Consider the following 16,591-nt stretch of genomic DNA (forward strand, 5'->3'; position numbering starts at 1 on the left):
TCCTCGGTCGGCAGCAGGCGGCTACACCGAGCACGTTAAGGAGCAGGATGCTCGCCGGGAAGTATCTATTGCCACCACTTCGATAAGCTGCAAGTATCAATGAAATGGAGCTACGGCAACTCCGCTACTTCGTGGCCGTCGCGACGGAGAAGAACTTCCGCCGTGCCGCCGAACGGCTGCACATCGCTCAGCCGGCGCTGAGCCAGCAGATCAGCAAGTTCGAAAAGGAACTGCGTACTCCCCTCCTCCGGCGAACCACCCGGCGCGTCGAACTGACCGACGCGGGACGCGTACTCCTCACTCACGGACGCAGAGTGCTGGCCGAGGCCGAGCACACGCTGGCCGCCGTCGGCCACGCCGCACACGGCGAGATCGGACTGCTGCGCATCGGGTTCGTCGCCTCGGCGGCACTGAGCACCGTGCCGCAGACGGTGCTTGCCCTCCGGGAGTCCTGGCCCGGCCTGCACCTCGAACTCAGCGAGTGCACCACCGGCGCCCAAGTCGAAGCCATCACCGAAGGGCGGCTCGACGTCGGGCTCGTGCGGGAGGTTGACCGGGCATCTCCACTCCATGTACGGCCCCTGCTGCGCGAGCGGCTCGTCGTCGCCGTCCACGCATCGCACCGCTTCGCCGACGAGCCGTCCATCAGACTGGCCGACCTCGCCGAGGAACGGTTCCTGACCTTTCCCCGGCACCAGGTCTCACGGCTGTACGACCACATCGCCGCCCTGTGCCACCGGGCGGGCTTCCGCCTCGAAGCGGCTCAAGAGGCCCTCCAGTTCCCGACCTTGCTCGGACTGGTGGCCGCCAACACCGGGGTCACCGTCGTGCCGGAGTGCCTACGCGCCCTTCACCTGCCGGGACTGCACTACGTGGAACTCAGCGATCCCGACGCGTTCTCCACCGTCTCCGTCATCTGTCATCCGGACCGTCAGGACGTCCCCCCAGTGAGCCACTTCCTGACCACGGCGACGGCACTCACGCCCGCGGGGGCGGCCCAGGCTTGAGACGGGAGGCCGGGTGAGCGTCGGGTTGCGCGTCCAGTCCACACTCGGGACCGCGTCGCCGCACCGGGGAGTGAACGGCGTCGAAGCGGGAGGGTGGCCTGTGGGGCGGTGTCCTTGGCATCATGGTGAGGTGAACGATGAGCAGCGCACACGCCCCTCGATGGTCGCCGACGATCGTGCGTCACTCACCTCGTTTCTCGACTACCAGCGGGCCACGCTGGCCATGAAGTGCCAGGGGCTGTCCGGTGAGCAGCTGAAACGGAAGGCGATCCCGACCACGGAGCTCACCCTTCTGGGCCTGGTACGCCACGTGGCCTCGGTCGAACGCAGCTGGTTCCGCTTCGCGTTGGGCGCCGAGGACGTCACCACGCTGTGGCCCGGGCAGGTCGACGGGGCGTCGGCCGAGTTCCACGTCGAGGACGCCGACGCGGACGAGGCGTTCGAGGTCTGGCGCGAGGAGTGTGTCCGCGCCCGTGCTGTCGCTGAATCCTTCGCTTCCGTCGACGACACCGTCGACTGCGGCGGTGCGACCATCTCGCTCCGCTACGTCCTCACCCACATGATCGAGGAGTATGCGCGGCACAACGGCCACGCCGACCTGCTGCGCGAAGCGATCGACGGAGCCGTCGGCGAGTAGGCGCCGGTGGCGGCCCGGCTGGCAGCGATCGCTCCGTGGGAGCGAACATGCCGCACACCATGTCTGTGCGCCGATTGCTCAGCGATCGCCGTGATCGTTCATCCGGACCGGGACCGCGGCCTCTCCGCCGCGGGTGTGGCAGTCAGGACGGTGTGACCGCATGAAGCAGACCCTGCTCTTCGACCTCTTCGGCGTCATCGCGCACTCCCAGTCCGGCCACGGCCGCAAGCGGTTGACCCGGACCGCAGGTGTGGCCGGTGCGGCCGAGCGGGAGTTCTGGAACGCGTACTGGCAACTTCGCCCGCCCTACGACCAAGGGCTGGTGACCGGCGCCGACTACTGGCAGCGCGTCGGCCACACGCTGGGCATCGAGTTCGATGAGCGGCACAGTGCGGAGCTCGTCGAAGCGGACATCGCGAGCTGGAGCTCCGTCGACGCCGCCATGGTCGACTACCTCGGTGAACTCGCCGGGTCCGGACATCGGCTCGCGCTGCTGTCCAACATTCCCGCGGAACTCGCCGGCCACTACGACCGTCACCCCTGGCTCGACCGCTTCCAGGTGTGCGCCTTCTCCTGCCGCATCGGCCACGTCAAGCCGCAGCCGGCCGCGTTCCGCTGGTGCCTGGAAGCCCTCGATGCCGAAGCCGGTCACGTCCTGTTCATCGACGACCGCCCGGACAACATCCGGGCTGCCCGTTCCCTGCACATGCAGAGCCACCTCTTCAAGGGGCTTGCGCCTTTGCGGGACCGAGTCCGCGCTCTGACGGCGTGAACTGCGGACAGCGATCCCCATAATTCCTGTCGCGGCCCGTCGAGTTGGTGGCGCCGTGATGCCCACCGGCATGACGTGATGCCCACCGGCACGAGATGCAGGAGCGACCGCCAAGCCGAAACCGTTTCCCTGCCGACTGGGGGCGTGCCACGGGCGGTGCGCATCCTGTGCGTGAGCGGTCAGGGGGCCGCCCCCGGAGTGGCGATCGAGGTGGTGCGGCAGTGGCGGTCGGGCGCCGTGCCGGTTTCCTGGGAGGTGAGTGCGGGCCTCACCCGGCCCAGCTCGCGCAGCACGGTGCGGGCCACCTCGTCGTTCTGGCGGAAGGCCGGTGCATCGGTGCGGGGCCGTGCGAAGGCGGCGATCGACCGGCTGTTGGTGGGGGCGCCGAGGGCGAGGCGCCGGGGGTGGGGGCCGTCGAGGGAGGGATCGACGAGGTGACTGCCGGGGGAGGAGACGGCGAGGAGGCCGGACCGGTGGGTGTGGTTGGCGTCGGCGACGACTTCCTCGGTGAGCTCGCCGGCCCGGTGGAGCCGGCTCAGCAGAGGATCCTCGGTACGGGTCAGTGCGGGGCCGGGCAGGTAGGCGTCGACGAGTGCGGTGGCATGGACCGTGTGGCCGGGGACGGTGGGGCTGGTGGCGGTGAAGGTGCCGGTGGCCTCGTCGGTCCCGACGCGTATGCCGGCACCGACGAAGTGCACGATCCCGGCCCGGGACAGCGCGAGGAGCTGGCGGAGCCGGAAGCCCGGCGGTCCGGACGCAAGGAAGCTGAAGAAGCCGCGCCACCAGCCGTCCAGCCCGCAGGCCACGGACCGGGCAGTGAGCAGGCCCGCGGCCACGAGGCGGGGGAGTTGGCCGTAGACGGACAGCAGGGCGTAGAACGCGCCGAGGTCGGCGCTGAACTCCGGGTCCTCGCGGCGGGTGACGTCCCGCAGGATGTGGTCACGCAGGTGGTCCTGGAAGGCCCCCGGCGTGGCGAAGGTGCGGCCCGTCAGCGGGTGGTCCAGGGCTTCGAAGTCGAGGCGGTCCGCCGCGCCCGGCACGGCTCGGCCGACCAGAGCCTTCATCTGCTCGGAGTACCAGTCGAGGCGGTCGTAGGCCGCGAGGAAGTCCGGCCACGGCAGGGCGGTGCGCTCGGGATGGGCGTGGAACAGCTCGTGGTAGTGGCCGAAGCCGATCTCCTTGGCCATCAGGGGCCACACGTCCGCACGCAGGTCCAGCGGGCGGCCCGCGGAGGCCAGGGCGTCGACGGTCCCGGGGCCGAAGTGGCGGGGCAGCGGGGGGCGGGGCCCCTGGAGCGCGTAGCGGGTCTTGGAGTGGTAGGGCACCCCGCGCCGTGATCCGACGTGGATGACGGGTTCGCGGCCGGAGGGCAGGTAGGTGAGGTCACCGTCCGACCCGGTGCGATAGGTGCCGCCACGGCCCTCGGTCAGCAGCGCCATCAGGTCGATGAAGGCCAGTCCGAAGCCGCGCAGCACGACGTGTTCACCGGGGCGCAGTCCGGACAGGTCGGCGTCGGCGGAGAAGGCGGGCGGCAGGTGGAAGCGGCCGTGGCGGCGGGCGAAGGCGCCGTGCCCGCGGTGCTCAGCGGCGGGGGAGGAGCCCAGGTGCCCCTGCGCGAGCAGCACCAGGTCGGCGGTGAGCGGGGAGGCCCGGTCGGCCAGGTGGACCTGTTGCGGCCCGTCCGGCGGGCCGGTGACAGCCGTCGCGGTGGCGCGGTGCCATGTGACGGTGATGGAGGACGGCAGCTCGGCCAGCGCCCTGCGGAACACCCAGTCGAGGTAGGCGCTCTGTGCGCGCCGGGTGGGGAAGTCCGTCCCCGCCAGCGTGCGCAGCTCGGCCAGCACCTCCGGGTCCGTGGGTTCCTCGTGCGGCTCGTGGCGCGGGCCTCCTCCGGAGAACTGGGCCGCCCATTCGGCCAGTGAGGGCCCGGGCCGTACCGGTCCGTCGATCGTGGAGGTCTCGTCCGTGAACAGGGTGACGTCCTGGGCCATGGAGTTCATCCGCAGCAGCGGGGACTGGTCGTGCCGCCAGATGCGCCCCGGCCCCGGCGGATGCGGGTCCACCAACTGGATGTGCAGGGCCCGGGAGCCGTCCCACAGCTCGGGGGCGTTGGCGGCAAGGCGCTCCAAGAGCCCGGTGGCGCGTGGCCCGGCTCCCACGACGACCAGGGTGGCGGTCGGAACGGGGTTCACCGGCGGCCGCCGGTCTCCGGACGGGCGTCGGGGGCCGTCAGCGAACTCAGCCGGGAAAGCACTGCGAAGAGCCGGCCCCGCAGCCGTTGCAGCGGTGTCTGCGGCAGGGCGCGGGAGCTGCCACGTGCGTAGTACCGCTCGACGTAGTACTGGCCCGCGCTCAGAACGCTGGTGACCGCGATGTACCAGAGTGTGGCGACGACCAGCAGCGGGATGACCTGGTAGGTCTGGTTGTAGATCAACTGCACCGAGTAGAGCAGGTCGTGGACGGCCAGCACGCTGACGATGCTGGTGCCCTTGAGGGTGCCGATCAGCATGTTCCCGGCGGTCGGCACGATGGAGCGCATGGCCTGGGGAATGACGATCCGCCGGAGGGTGCGGCGGCGGCTCAGGCCGAGCGCCTGGGCGGCCTCGGTCTGCCCGGACTCCACGGTCAGGATGCCGCCCCGCACGACCTCGGCCGCGTAGGCGGTCTCGTGCAGGGTCAGGCCGATGACGGCGGTGAGCGTGGGACCGAGCAGGTTGACGGTCTTGACGCTGAGCAACTCCGGGCCGAAGGGGACTCCGATGCCGAGTGTCGGGTACAGCGCCCCGATGTTGAACCAGAAGAGCAGCTGCACCAGCAGCGGTGTCGCCCGGAAGATCCAGATGTAGCCCCAACTCAGCGTGCGCAAAACGGGGTTGGCCGACAGGCGCATCACGGCCAGCACCGTGCCGAAGAGGAATCCGAGCACCATGACCGCACCGGTCAGCCACAGGGTCAGCAGCAGTCCGCTGAGGACGGCGGAGGTGGTGAAGTACCGGCCCACCACGTCCCACTGGAAGTTGTCGTTGCGGACGACGGAGCGGACCACCAGGGCGAAGGCCAGCAGCGCGGCTGCGGCTGAGGCACGGCGGCCGAGATGCCGACGCGGGACGATCTTGGGCAGGCCGGACACCGGCCCGTCAGCGGCCTTGGGGACGGGCGCGCCCGGCTGCTCCGCGGAACCGTCGCCGGAGGCGGGGGTGGGGGCAGCGGTGGTCGCAGTGGTGCGGGAAGAGGTGATCATCGAAAGGCTCCGGGGGAGGGGCGCGGGCGTGAGTGACCGCCGGCACGGGGTGCAGCACACGTGCTGCACGGCCGCAGTGCGGCTGGGGTCATGTCGTCGTCACGCTCGCCGCGTCCCTCAACGCGGCCGGAGAGGCGCCGCACGAGGCGGAGCCCGATCCGTCTTCGATCGTATGCGCACGGAGTACGAGTCTGTCAACGTGCCGTCGGGCAGGCGTCATCCCGGGCGTGCCGCGGGCCGGCGGGACACCTCGGCGGGAGGTCCGGCATCCGGGCGCGGCTTGACGAACCGTGCCTCGCTCTGCTCAATTAAGGCCATGGCCGCCCAGCAGCGCTTGACCTCGCGCAACCACATCGACTTCGGTCGAGTGTGGTCCGCAGCGTGTTGCGCCTGATGCGGCAGCGGGCCGCCTGACCGGCCCATCCCTCCCTCGGTGTCCCCGTCGCGGGCCGAGTTCTCCCTTCGCAGCACCGCTCCCCGCGCAGGTATCCCCCTGTGTGCGGTTCCGGTGCCGTGAACCCGGGCGCACGCTGCCGCTCTCCACCGTCACTCCCGACGCGCCAGCGTCACCGTTCGATCCCGACGCACTCGCGTCGTCGTCGCGCCTGCTCCGCCTCGGCACCAGCCCGGTGTCTGCCCTCAGCCTCTGACAGCCGTCCCTGACAGCTCCTGGCGCCGCCGCATCCGACGGCTCCCTGAATCACGCCCGCCGACGGGCCTGCCCTGCCTGCGTGCGGGCGGCCCGCCGTCCTTCGGACCACCGCCCCGCGAAAGGCCCTCCCATGCCTGTGGAGTTTCTCGGCATCGCCGCCACCAACAACGGCTCGGAAACCACAGCCCGCTCCGGCGCCGCCTTCGACAGGGACTACACGCTCCGCCTCGCCCGTGCCCACGAGGAACACGGCTGGGACCGCGTGCTGTTCGCCTACGGATCCGGATCGCCGGACCCCGCACCGGCCGCCGCCTACATCGCCGCCCGGCTGGAGAGCCTGCAGATCCTGCTCGCCCACCGGCCCAACGTCTCCTGTCCCACCTACGCCGCCAAGACCTTCGCCACCCTCGACCAGATCAGCCAGGGCCGGCTGACCGTGCACTTCATCACCGGCGGCAACGACCATGAGCAGGCCCGTGAGGGCGACACCCTGACGAAGGACGAACGCTACGCGCGCACCCGCGAGTACATACGGATCGTCAAGAAGATCTGGACCACTCGCGAGCCCTTCGACCACGAGGGTGCGCACTACCGCTTCCACGACTTCGTCAGCGACGTCTTCCCCGTCCAACAGCCCCGCCCCGCCGTCTCGTTCGGTGGTTCGTCACCCGCCGCCTACGCCGCGGGAGGTGCCGAGGCGGACATCTACTGCCTGTGGGGCGAGCCCCTGGAGAAGACCGCCGAGCAGATCGCCGCCGTCCGGGAGGCCGCGCGTGCCGCCGGCCGCAGTGACGTGCCGCGCATCCAGGTCGCCTTCCGCCCGATCATCGCCCCGACCGAGGAACTGGCCTGGGAGAAGGCCTACCGCACGGTCGGCGCCATCCGCGAACGGCGCGAGGCAGGCGTCGTTCGGCACCACCGCAGCGGCGCGCCGCAGAACACGGGCTCGCAGCGGCTGATCGCGATCGCCGAGGCGGGGGAGCGGTACGACCGCGCGCTGTGGACGCCGACCGCCGCGGCCACCGGCGGGGCGGGCAACTCCAACGCGCTGGTCGGCACCCCGGAGACGGTCGCCGAGGCGCTGCTGGACTACTACGACCTCGGTGTCGACATCCTCTCGGCCCGCGGCTACGACCTGCTCGGTGACGCCATCGACTTCGGCCGGCACGTGATTCCCCTCGTCCGCGAAGAGGTCGCCAAGCGCGACGCCGAACGCGCCGGACAGGGCACGCGTGATCTTCCGGCGGTGCACGGATGACCTCGCCGGCACACCCGCCCGTCCATCGCGCGGAACGGGCAGTCGTCCACGTGCCCGTGTCCGATCCCCGGGTGCGGCCCCTGCTGCGGGAGCTGGGCGACGAGTACTCGACGCGCTACGGCAAGGACGCGCACGCCGAGATGGCGCGCTACCCCGACGAGGAGTTCACCGCCCCGTACGGCGGCGTCCTGCTTCTGCTGCTGGAGGACGGCGATCCCGTCGCGGGGGGTGCCTTCCGCCGCTACGACGAGCAGACGGCCGAGTTGAAGCGGATCTGGACGCACTCCACCCACCGCCGCCGCGGCCTCGCCCGCCAGGTGATCGCCGAGCTGGAGCGGGAGGCGGGCGCCCGCGGCTACCGCCGCGTCTACCTGACCACGGGGCCGCGCCAGCCCGAGGCCCGCGGTCTGTATCTGGCCACCGGCTACACCCCGTTGTTCGACACGGGAAGCGACCCGGAATCCATCGGCCCCCTGCCCTTCGAGAAACACCTCACCGCCCCGGCACCTGACCGAAAGGCCCCCGCCCCGTGAAACGCACCACGACCAGAACCCCTCGCCGGCTCCTCGCCGTCCTCACGGTGCTGCCCGTGCTGGCGCTCGCCGGCTGCGGCTCGGGCGGCAGCGGGACCGCGCCCGCCGGTTCCCAGGCCTCACCCGCGCCGACCGACGATCCCGTCGCGGCCGTGCACAAGGTGGACGCGGTCGCCGACCTGCTGCCGTCCGACGTACGCAAGGCGGGCACGCTGAAACTCGGCAGATCGATCGGCACTCCGCCGGGCGCCTACTACCCGAACGGGTCGGACAAGGCACCGGCAGGTCAGGACGTCGACATCGCCGAAGCAGTGGCCAAGGTGCTCGGCGTCAAGCTGGAGCGGCAGAACGCCTCCTTCGAGACGATCCTGCCCGCGCTGCGCAGCGGCAAGTTCGACTTCGGCACCGGCAACTTCGGCGTCACCAGCGCGCGCCTGAAGACGATCGACTTCGTCACGTACATCAACGACGGCCAGGGCTTCGCTGTCCGGAAGGGCAACACGGAACTCGGCAAGAAGGTCAGCGACCTGTCCCGCCTGTGCGGACGGACGGTGGGCATCGGCGCCGGCACCACCTTCGAAGCCACGCTGCGGGCCAACAAGCGGGCGTGCGCCAAGGCGGGGAAGAAGCCGTACGACGTGAAGGTCTACTCGGACAACGGGGCCCTGCACACCGCACTGCAACAAGGCCGGATCGACGCCGTCATGTCGACCATCAACGGGCTGCGTTACCAGGCCGCCCAGCCCGCTGCCCGCACCACCTTCCTCGGCGAGTACCACCGCCTCGACGTGGGGTTCGCCTTCAAGAAGGGCTCACCGCTCACCAAGGCGTTCCAGGCCGCCGTCGACAAGCTGATCCAGAACGGCACCTACCACCGGATCCTCCGCAAGTGGGGCACGACAGCGTCCGCGCTGAAGACCTCGCGCATCAATCCGCCCGAGCACAAGTGACCACCGAGCAGGTACGCCACCATGGGACCCACCACTGATTCGGCCTCCGCGCCGCCCGGTAGGGCGCGACGCGGCACCCGCCCCCGGGCGCTGCCGGAGCCGGGAACCACGAGCACCCCGGACGCCTTGAGCGACCCGGCGGCAGCCGAGGTCGTCCCCGTACGCCACTACGCACGATGGGCAGCCGCCGTCGCCGCGCTCGTGCTGGTCGCCCAGTTCGTGCACGGCCTGGCCACCAACCCGGTCTGGGAATGGGGGGTGTTCAGCGACTACGTGCTCTCCGTGACGATCGTCAAGGCCGTGTGGCTGACGCTCCAGCTGACCGCCTACGCCACCGTGCTGGGCTTCCTGCTCGGCACCGTCCTGGCCTTCATGCGGCTCTCGCGCAGCCCGGTGCTGCAGACCGTCGCCTGGACCTACGTCTGGATCTTCCGCTCCATCCCGATGATCGTTCAGCTGGTGTTCTGGTTCAACCTCAGCGCCCTCTACAAGGAGTTGGGCGTCGGCATCCCCTTCGGGCCGGTCTTCTGGTCGGTCGACAGCAACAGCCTCGTCGGCACCATCGGCGCCGCCGTGATCGGGCTGTCGCTCCACCAGGCCGCCTACGCCGCCGAGATCGTCCGGGGCGGTGTGCTCTCCGTGGACCAGGGCCAGAACGAGGCAGCCGCAGCCCTGGGGATTCCCCGGCTGCGGCAGATCCGCCGGATCGTGCTCCCGCAGGCCATGCGGGCCATCCTGCCCACGGCCGGCAACGAGGTCATCGGTCTGCTCAAGGGCACCTCGGTCGTCTATGTGATGTCCATCGGGGAGCTCTTCTACCAGGCGCAGGTGATCTACGGACGGACCGGGCGGGTGATTCCCCTGCTGCTGGTCGCCACCGCCTGGTACGTGGTCCTCACCTCCGTGCTGTCGGTCGCCCAGTACTACGTGGAGCGCCGCTACGCCCGGGGCACCGACCGCACCCCGCCGCAGACCCCGCTGCAGCGCCTTTGCCGGCTCGCCCGCACCGTCCGTGCTGCGGCCGCCCGGCGCGATCAGCCCGTCGTACCCCGCAAGATCCTGGGAGAGAGCCGATGAGTGAGGTCATGGTGGACGTCCACGGCGTCCACAAGAGCTTCGGACTGCTGGAGGTGCTGCGCGGCATCGACCTGCAGGTCCGCTCCGGTGAGGTGACCGTCGTCGTCGGCCCCTCCGGCTCGGGGAAATCCACGCTGCTGCGCACCATCAACCACCTGGAGAAGGTCGACCGCGGCTGGATCAGCGTCGACGGGGAGCTCGTCGGCTACCGCCGGCTCGGCGACAAGCTGTACGAACTCAAGGAGAAGGAGGTACTGCGGCAGCGCACCCACATCGGGTTCGTCTTCCAGAACTTCAACCTCTTCCCGCACCTGACCGTGCTGGAAAACCTCGTCGAGGCCCCCGTCTCCGCGCTGCGCCGCAACCGCAAGGAGGCGGAGGAGACGGCTCGCGGGCTGCTGGAGAGGGTCGGTCTCGCCGACAGGGCCGGCTCCTACCCGCGGCAGCTCTCCGGCGGCCAGCAGCAGCGTGTGGCCATCGCCCGGGCGCTCGCCCTCGAACCCAAGGTGCTGCTCTTCGACGAGCCGACATCGGCGCTCGACCCCGAACTGGTCGGCGAGGTGCTGGAAGTCATCAAGGACCTCGCCCGCTCCGACACCACCATGATCGTGGTGACCCACGAGATCGGCTTCGCCCGCGAGGTCGCCGACACCGTGGTGTTCATGGACGAGGGCGCCGTCGTCGAACACGGCACGCCCGCGGCTGTTCTGGACGACCCGCGGCACGAGCGCACCCGCGCCTTCCTCTCCAAGGTCCTGTGAACAACCCGCCCGCCGCTTCCCGCAAGGAGAACCACCGTGACCACACGCGTCGCCCGTAGCGCCGCGACTGCGCTCCCGCTCGCCACCGTCCTCCTGGTCGGCGGCTGCAGCGACCCCTCAGAAGGCGGCAGGACGGAGGTGTCGGACACCAAGGGCGCCAAAACGAAGATCGACCTCAGCCCTGACCAGCACCGCATCACCACGGACAAGGTCGGCGCGACAGCCGCGAAGGTCCCGGAGAAGATCCGTGAGCGAGGAACGCTGGAGGTCGTCGACTCCTCCTCCTCGGCCGCACCGCTGTCCTTCTACGCCACCGACAACAAGACCGTCATCGGCGTCGAGACGGACCTGGCACATCTGGTCGGAGACGTCCTCGGCCTCAAGGTGCGGCTCCACCCGGTCTCCTGGGAGAACATCTTCGTCGGCCTCGACAGCGGCAAGTACGACGCGGGGTTCAGCAACATCACCGTCACCGAGGAGCGCAAGGAGAAGTACGACTTCGCCACCTACCGCAAGGACAACGTCGCCTTCGAGGCGAAAAAGGGCAGCGGCCTGAAGGTCTCGGGCCCGAAGGACGTGGCGGGCAGGACCGTCGCCGTCAGCAGCGGAACCAACCAGGAGAAACTCCTGCTCGACTGGGACAAGGAGAACAAGAAGGCCGGCCGCAAGCCGGTGGACGTCAAGTACTACCAGGACGAGAGCGACACCTACCTGGCTCTCCAGTCCGGCCGGATCGACTTCTATCTCGGCCCCCATCCGACCGCGTCCTACCACTCCGCCACCACCGGCAGGACCGAGGTGGCCGGCACGGTCTCCGGGGCCGGCGACGGCCTCCAGGGCCTCATCGCCGCCACCACCAGAAGAGACAACGGCCTCTCCGAGCCGCTCGCCGACGCCCTCAACAAGGTCATCGACAACGGCACGTACGCCAAGGTCCTCGAACGCTGGGGCCTTTCGGACGAGGCGGTCACCGCCTCGAAGCTGAACCCGCCAGGGCTGCCCAGGACCGCCGGGTAGACGGTCCGGGCCCCGACGGGGGCGCAGGACGGCCACTCCACCATCTCTCGTACAGGACGAGGTCATGCCCCGCGAACTGCACGTCTCCATCGGACTCGACGCCGACACGCGCGCACACCGCTCCGCCGCGCCCTTGACCGCGGCACACTGGACGGACCTGATCGGCCTCGCCGAACAAGGCGCCGCGGACTTCGTCACCGTCCACGACTCCTTCGCGCCACCGGCGGAGGACAGCCGCGGCAGACCCGACGCGGTGGCGCTGCTCGCCCGTGCGGCCCCCGTCACCAGCCGCATCGGCCTGGTGCCGACGGTGACCACCACACACACCGAGCCCTTCCACACCGCCACCGCGCTCGCCACCCTCGATCACGTCAGCGAGGGCCGGGCCGGCTGGCTGGTGGACGTCTCCACCGGCGAGGACGAGGCCCGCGCGGTGGGCCGGCGCACGGCAGCGCCAGAGGCCGAGCTGTGGGACGAGGCCGCCGACGCGGCAGAGGTGGCGGCCCGGCTGTGGGACAGCTGGGACGACGACGCCGAGATACGTGACACCGCCACGGGCCGGTTCATCGACCGTGAACGGCTGCACCACATCGACTTCGAAGGCCCCTACTTCTCCGTCCGCGGGCCCTCCATCGTCCCGCGCCCCCCACAGGGCCGACCGCCGGTGGTGGTCTCCGTCGCAGCGGGCCCGCCGGACGGAGCGCCCCGTCACGACGGGCACGGTCGGCACGAGGGGCAGGGCACCGGCGACGGCGCCGCCGCGCGGTGGGAGACGGCCGCCCGCCACGCCGATGTCGTCCTGCTGGACGCCCGAGACCAGGAGGCCGCCCGGCACGCCCGCTCGGAGCTGCTCGACAGGGTCGCGGAAAGCGGACGCGACCCGGACACCGTCAGGATCCTCGTGCGCGTAGCCGTCGCTCTCCGAGGCATCAGCGGGCCTCCTGCCTCGCCGCCCGCCGACACGGTCGGGCACACCGGCTCCACCGAGCAGCTCGCGCGGCTGCTGAGCGACTGGCACGCCGCCACCGGCGTCGACGGGTTCCACCTCCACCTGGGCCAAGACAGCGGCGATCTTGCCGCACTCGTACACGAGTTGCTGCCCGGGCTGCGCGAGCGCGGCCTCTTCCGAGACGGCTACACGGGACGCACCCTCCGGGACCACCTGCGCCTGTCCCGCCCCCTCGGCCGCTACACCCGACCGCGACAGACGGAGACAGCCCCATGACCCGGCCCGCAGCCGCACCGCCCGCCTCCGGGCGCAAACCCGTCCACCTCGCCGCGCACTTTCCCGGCGTCAACAACACCACCGTCTGGCAGGACCCCGCCTCCGGCAGCCAGATCGACTTCTCCTCCTTCCGGCACCTGGCCCACACCGCGGAACGCGGCAAATTCGACTTCTTCTTCCTGGCCGAGGGGCTGCGACTGCGCGAACGCAAAGGGCTGATCCACGACCTCGACGTCGTCGGCCGGCCCGAGTCCCTCACCGTCCTCAACGCCCTCGCCGCCGTCACGGACCACCTGGGCCTGGCAGCCACCGTCAACGCCACTTTCAACGAACCCTGGGAGCTCGCCCGCCGCTTCGCATCCCTGGACCACCTCTCCGGCGGGCGCGCCGCCTGGAACGTGGTCACCACCTCCGACGCGTTCACCGGTGCCAACTTCCGCCGCGGCGGCTACCTGGACCGCTCCGACCGCTACCGCCGCGCCGGCGAGTTCCTCCAGGTCGCCCGCGCGCTGTGGGACTCCTGGCCGCCCGGAGGGACCCCGCAGCCCGTGCGTCACACGGGCCCGCAGTTCGACCTCACCGCACGTCCCACGCTGCCCCGTTCACCGCAGGGACACCCGGTAGTGATCCAGGCGGGCGACTCCGACGAGGGCCGCGAGTTCGCCGCCGCCGGCGCCGACGTCGTCTTCAGCCGCCACGGCACCCTGGAAGCGGGCCGTGCCTTCCACCGGGACGTCAAACGGCGCCTGGCCCGGCACGGACGCACACCGGACGAGCTGAAGATCATGCCCGCCGCCACCTTCGTGCTCGGCGACACCGACGAAGAGGCGGACGAACGTGCCGCCCACATCCGGCGCCGACAAGTCAGCCCGCAGACCGCGATCGCCTTCCTGGAGAACGTCTGGGGCCGCGACCTGTCCGGCTACGACCCCGAAGGGCCGCTGCCGGACATCGATCCGGTGCCCGACAGCGACGTCGCGCGGGGCTGGGCCCACGCGGGGGACCGGTTCGGCATCGCGGCGCAGTGGAGGACTCTGGCGAAGGAGAAGAACCTGTCCATCCGGGAACTGGCCATCGAGCAGACCGCCCGGCAGTCCTTCGTCGGTACGCCGGCCTCCGTCGCCACCGCCATCGACGCGCATGTGCAGGCCGACGCGGCCGACGGCTTCATCCTCGTACCCCATCTGACCCCCGGCGGGCTGGACGACTTCGTCGACCGGGTCGTGCCGCTGCTCCAGGAGCGCGGCGTCTTCCGTACCGAGTACGAGGGCCCCACGCTGCGCGACCACTTGGGTCTGCCCACTCCGGAGTACGGGAGGACACGGTGAGATTCCAGGTCCTGACCCTCGTCGGGCATGCGCCCGATCCGCTGACCGGCGCTCTCGGCCCGGCCGCCGACCGGCTGGCCGAGGTCGTCGAGACGGGCGTGGCCGCCGAAGAGCTGGGTTTCGACGCGTACGCCGTCGGAGAGCGGCACGCCGGGGCGTTCCTGTCCTCCGGCCCGACAGCGATCCTCGGAGCCCTCGCCGCCCGCACGCGCCGCATCCGGCTGCTCACCGGCGTCACCGTGCTGGCGATCCTCGATCCGGTGCGGGTCGCCGAGGACTACGCCACCCTCGACCAGCTCTCGCGCGGCCGGATCGAACTGGTCATCGGCAAGGGCGCGGAGGCGGGCCACTTCGACCTCTTCGGCCTGGACGAAGCCGCCCAGTGGGACTACCAGGCCGAGAAGTACGAACTGCTGCGCCGGCTGTGGAGGGAGGAGAACGTCACCTGGGAGGGCCGCTACCGCCCACCGCTGGACGGCGTGACCACCGTGCCCCGCCCCTACGGCGGCCGGCCGCCACGCGTCTGGCACGGCTCGGCCACCAGCCTCAACTCCCCCGAACTGGCCGCCCGCCACGGCGACCCGCTGTTCAGCGCCAACGCCATCCAGCCCCGCGCGGCCTACGCCCGGCTGATCGAACACTACCGCGAGCGCTACGCCGCCTACGGCCACGACCCTGGCGAGGCGTATGTGGGCGCAGGCTCCGGCGGGCTGTTCCTGGCGGACACCACCCAGGAGGCGGTCGCACGACTCAAACAGTTCTACGAGGCGCGGGTACGGCAGACCTACCGGCCCCACCTGGAGGGCAGAGCCGGCTACAACACGCCGTTCCGCACCGTCGAGGACGCCGTCGCGCACGGCCCCCACCTCATCGGCAGCCCGCAGCAGGTCATCGACAAGATCCTCGGCTTCCACGCGGCGTACGGCCACGATCTGCAGTCCCTCACCGTCGACACCTGGGGCCTGTCCCTGCCGCAGCAGATCGACCAACTGCGGCGCTTCGCCGAGGAGGTCGCCCCGGTGGTACGGCGGGAGGCTCCCACCACGCTGTGGCGCCGGTCGGCGGTCCCGCCCCGTGGCGCCCGGCCGGACCAGGAAGCCGCCGCACCCCGGTGACGGCACCGGTCACGCATCCTCCGCCTTCCCTCCCGCACCGGAACCGGCCACGCTTCCGGCACTCCTGAAAGGCTCCACCATGGCCACTGTCCTGTCCGTCTCCGGCAGCCCCTCCGAAACCTCGCGCACCGCCCGCCTCCTGCGCCACCTGGACACCCGGCTGGTCTCGCAGGGGCACCACGTGGTGCCGCTCGACGTGCGCACCCTGCCGCCCGATGCCCTGCTGCACGCCGACACCGGTCATCCCGCCCTCGTCGAGGCTGCCGCGCTGTTCGAGCGGGCGGAAGGCATCGTCATCGGCACGCCCGTCTACAAGGCCGCCTACTCCGGTCTGCTCAAGTCCCTGCTGGACCTGCTCCCGCAGTACGCGCTGACGGGGAAGACGATCCTCCCGCTCGCGACCGGCGGCACCACCGCGCATGTCCTGGCCATCGACTACGCGTTGCGCCCCGTGCTGAACTCCATGGGAGCCGACCACATCACGCAGGGCTGGTTCGTTGTTGACAAGGACCTGTCCGTGGAAGCGGACGGTACGCTGGCCGTCGCTCCGGCCTCGGCGGAGGCCCTGGCACAGGTCACGGACCAGTTCTCCGTCGCGCTGGACAGCCGTGCCACGGTGCTGGCGGCGACCGGCTGAGCTGACGGCTCCGCGATCCGACAGGCACGACCCGCAACCGCGCGCACATCCGCCCGGGTTACCCGCCGCCCCGTCTCCCCCCGGGAACCCCGCGGAAGGCGGTACCGCACCGCCTCGCGGCCGCACGGGTCATGGGGCGGTGCGGGCGCGCCCCTTGACAGCGACGGCCTGCCGGGCGGAACCTCCACAGGGAAAAGTCCTAGTGGATCGGTAGGGAAATGGGCTCCTCCGTGCTGCACCTCCTCGGTGGTGACACTGTCCGCCGGGCCCTCCGGGCCCTCCCCCTCCTCACCACGCGCCGGTACATCGATCTCGCACGGGTGTGCAGCGCCGCAGGTGCCTCCCTCGGCCGCAGCGCAGCAACCCCTGTGTGACCCGGCG

15 protein-coding genes are annotated in these 16,591 nt (G+C 70.9%); 13 read left to right on the forward strand and 2 right to left on the reverse strand.

The features are described from left to right. The first annotated feature begins 104 nt into the window (after window positions 1-104). The 3 genes from H297_RS0116670 to H297_RS0116680 all read left to right on the forward strand — a co-directional run bounded on the left by H297_RS0116670 (window position 105) and on the right by H297_RS0116680 (window position 2,416). Window positions 105-1,007, forward strand: coding sequence for a LysR family transcriptional regulator (locus tag H297_RS0116670; RefSeq protein WP_027737990.1), 903 nt, complete (start codon window positions 105-107; stop codon window positions 1,005-1,007). A 130-nt stretch (window positions 1,008-1,137) separates the two neighbouring features. After that, window positions 1,138-1,644, forward strand: a complete 507-nt coding sequence (locus tag H297_RS0116675) for a mycothiol transferase (RefSeq protein ID WP_027737991.1) — start codon at window positions 1,138-1,140, stop codon at window positions 1,642-1,644. A gap of 160 nt (window positions 1,645-1,804) precedes the next feature. Beyond that, window positions 1,805-2,416: an HAD family hydrolase gene (locus H297_RS0116680; protein WP_027737992.1), complete on the forward strand. Its 612-nt coding sequence runs from the start codon at window positions 1,805-1,807 to the stop codon at window positions 2,414-2,416. A gap of 179 nt (window positions 2,417-2,595) precedes the next feature. Here the strand turns inward: H297_RS0116680 and H297_RS36760 are convergent, their stop codons facing one another. Both H297_RS36760 and H297_RS36765 read right to left on the reverse strand, forming a co-directional pair. Then, a complete protein-coding gene (locus H297_RS36760) occupies window positions 2,596-4,608 on the reverse strand; it encodes an FAD/NAD(P)-binding protein (protein ID WP_078514185.1) in 2,013 nt (670 codons plus the stop codon). Then, the gene (locus H297_RS36765; protein WP_051351907.1) at window positions 4,605-5,657 is read right to left on the reverse strand and encodes an amino acid ABC transporter permease; all 1,053 of its coding nucleotides are present in this window, start codon (window positions 5,655-5,657) and stop codon (window positions 4,605-4,607) included. Before H297_RS36765 ends, H297_RS36760 begins: the two co-directional genes overlap by 4 nt. A gap of 782 nt (window positions 5,658-6,439) precedes the next feature. Between H297_RS36765 and H297_RS0116695 the strand changes: the two genes are divergently transcribed. The 10 genes from H297_RS0116695 to ssuE all read left to right on the forward strand — a co-directional run bounded on the left by H297_RS0116695 (window position 6,440) and on the right by ssuE (window position 16,210). Continuing rightward, on the forward strand, window positions 6,440-7,567 hold the full coding sequence (locus H297_RS0116695) for an LLM class flavin-dependent oxidoreductase (RefSeq protein ID WP_027737993.1): 1,128 nt from the start codon (window positions 6,440-6,442) through the stop codon (window positions 7,565-7,567). Continuing rightward, window positions 7,564-8,100 carry a GNAT family N-acetyltransferase gene (locus tag H297_RS0116700; RefSeq protein WP_027737994.1) on the forward strand — a complete coding sequence of 179 codons (537 nt, stop codon included), beginning with the start codon at window positions 7,564-7,566 and terminating at the stop codon, window positions 8,098-8,100. Before H297_RS0116695 ends, H297_RS0116700 begins: the two co-directional genes overlap by 4 nt. Then, the gene (locus tag H297_RS0116705; protein ID WP_027737995.1) at window positions 8,097-9,050 is read left to right on the forward strand and encodes an ABC transporter substrate-binding protein; all 954 of its coding nucleotides are present in this window, start codon (window positions 8,097-8,099) and stop codon (window positions 9,048-9,050) included. The genes H297_RS0116700 and H297_RS0116705 overlap by 4 nt, the downstream gene beginning before the upstream one ends. Window positions 9,051-9,071: 21 nt before the next feature. After that, complete coding sequence (locus tag H297_RS0116710) at window positions 9,072-10,127, forward strand: amino acid ABC transporter permease (protein ID WP_027737996.1); 1,056 nt, start codon at window positions 9,072-9,074, stop codon at window positions 10,125-10,127. Then, window positions 10,124-10,888 (forward strand): amino acid ABC transporter ATP-binding protein, encoded by a 765-nt coding sequence (locus tag H297_RS0116715; RefSeq protein ID WP_027737997.1) that lies wholly within the window; start codon window positions 10,124-10,126, stop codon window positions 10,886-10,888. The genes H297_RS0116710 and H297_RS0116715 overlap by 4 nt, the downstream gene beginning before the upstream one ends. A 36-nt stretch (window positions 10,889-10,924) precedes the next feature. Continuing rightward, window positions 10,925-11,905, forward strand: a complete 981-nt coding sequence (locus H297_RS0116720) for an ABC transporter substrate-binding protein (protein ID WP_027737998.1) — start codon at window positions 10,925-10,927, stop codon at window positions 11,903-11,905. Between the two features lie 64 nt (window positions 11,906-11,969). Next, a complete protein-coding gene (locus H297_RS0116725) occupies window positions 11,970-13,130 on the forward strand; it encodes an LLM class flavin-dependent oxidoreductase (RefSeq protein WP_027737999.1) in 1,161 nt (386 codons plus the stop codon). Beyond that, window positions 13,127-14,458 (forward strand): NtaA/DmoA family FMN-dependent monooxygenase, encoded by a 1,332-nt coding sequence (locus tag H297_RS0116730; RefSeq protein ID WP_027738000.1) that lies wholly within the window; start codon window positions 13,127-13,129, stop codon window positions 14,456-14,458. The genes H297_RS0116725 and H297_RS0116730 overlap by 4 nt, the downstream gene beginning before the upstream one ends. Further along, a complete protein-coding gene (locus H297_RS36770) occupies window positions 14,455-15,573 on the forward strand; it encodes an LLM class flavin-dependent oxidoreductase (protein ID WP_051351908.1) in 1,119 nt (372 codons plus the stop codon). The genes H297_RS0116730 and H297_RS36770 overlap by 4 nt, the downstream gene beginning before the upstream one ends. Window positions 15,574-15,652: 79 nt before the next feature. Further along, entirely contained in the window at window positions 15,653-16,210 is a 558-nt protein-coding gene (gene ssuE / locus H297_RS0116740; protein ID WP_027738001.1) for an NADPH-dependent FMN reductase, read from the forward strand. Window positions 16,211-16,591: the final 381 nt, after the last annotated feature.

Source organism: Streptomyces sp. CNT360 (assembly GCF_000424785.1).

Excerpts from the sequence above, each read along its gene's own strand:
- H297_RS0116725 (WP_027737999.1), top strand. The coding sequence starts at position 11,970 with ATGCCCCGCGAACTGCACGTCTCCATCGGACTCGACGCCGACACGCGC.
- H297_RS0116700 (WP_027737994.1), top strand. The coding sequence starts at position 7,564 with ATGACCTCGCCGGCACACCCGCCCGTCCATCGCGCGGAACGGGCAGTC.
- H297_RS36765 (WP_051351907.1), bottom strand. The coding sequence starts at position 5,657 with ATGATCACCTCTTCCCGCACCACTGCGACCACCGCTGCCCCCACCCCC.
- H297_RS0116680 (WP_027737992.1), top strand. The coding sequence starts at position 1,805 with ATGAAGCAGACCCTGCTCTTCGACCTCTTCGGCGTCATCGCGCACTCC.
- H297_RS0116730 (WP_027738000.1), top strand. The coding sequence starts at position 13,127 with ATGACCCGGCCCGCAGCCGCACCGCCCGCCTCCGGGCGCAAACCCGTC.
- H297_RS0116670 (WP_027737990.1), top strand. The coding sequence starts at position 105 with ATGGAGCTACGGCAACTCCGCTACTTCGTGGCCGTCGCGACGGAGAAG.
- H297_RS0116710 (WP_027737996.1), top strand. The coding sequence starts at position 9,072 with ATGGGACCCACCACTGATTCGGCCTCCGCGCCGCCCGGTAGGGCGCGA.
- H297_RS0116715 (WP_027737997.1), top strand. The coding sequence starts at position 10,124 with ATGAGTGAGGTCATGGTGGACGTCCACGGCGTCCACAAGAGCTTCGGA.
- ssuE (WP_027738001.1), top strand. The coding sequence starts at position 15,653 with ATGGCCACTGTCCTGTCCGTCTCCGGCAGCCCCTCCGAAACCTCGCGC.
- H297_RS0116695 (WP_027737993.1), top strand. The coding sequence starts at position 6,440 with ATGCCTGTGGAGTTTCTCGGCATCGCCGCCACCAACAACGGCTCGGAA.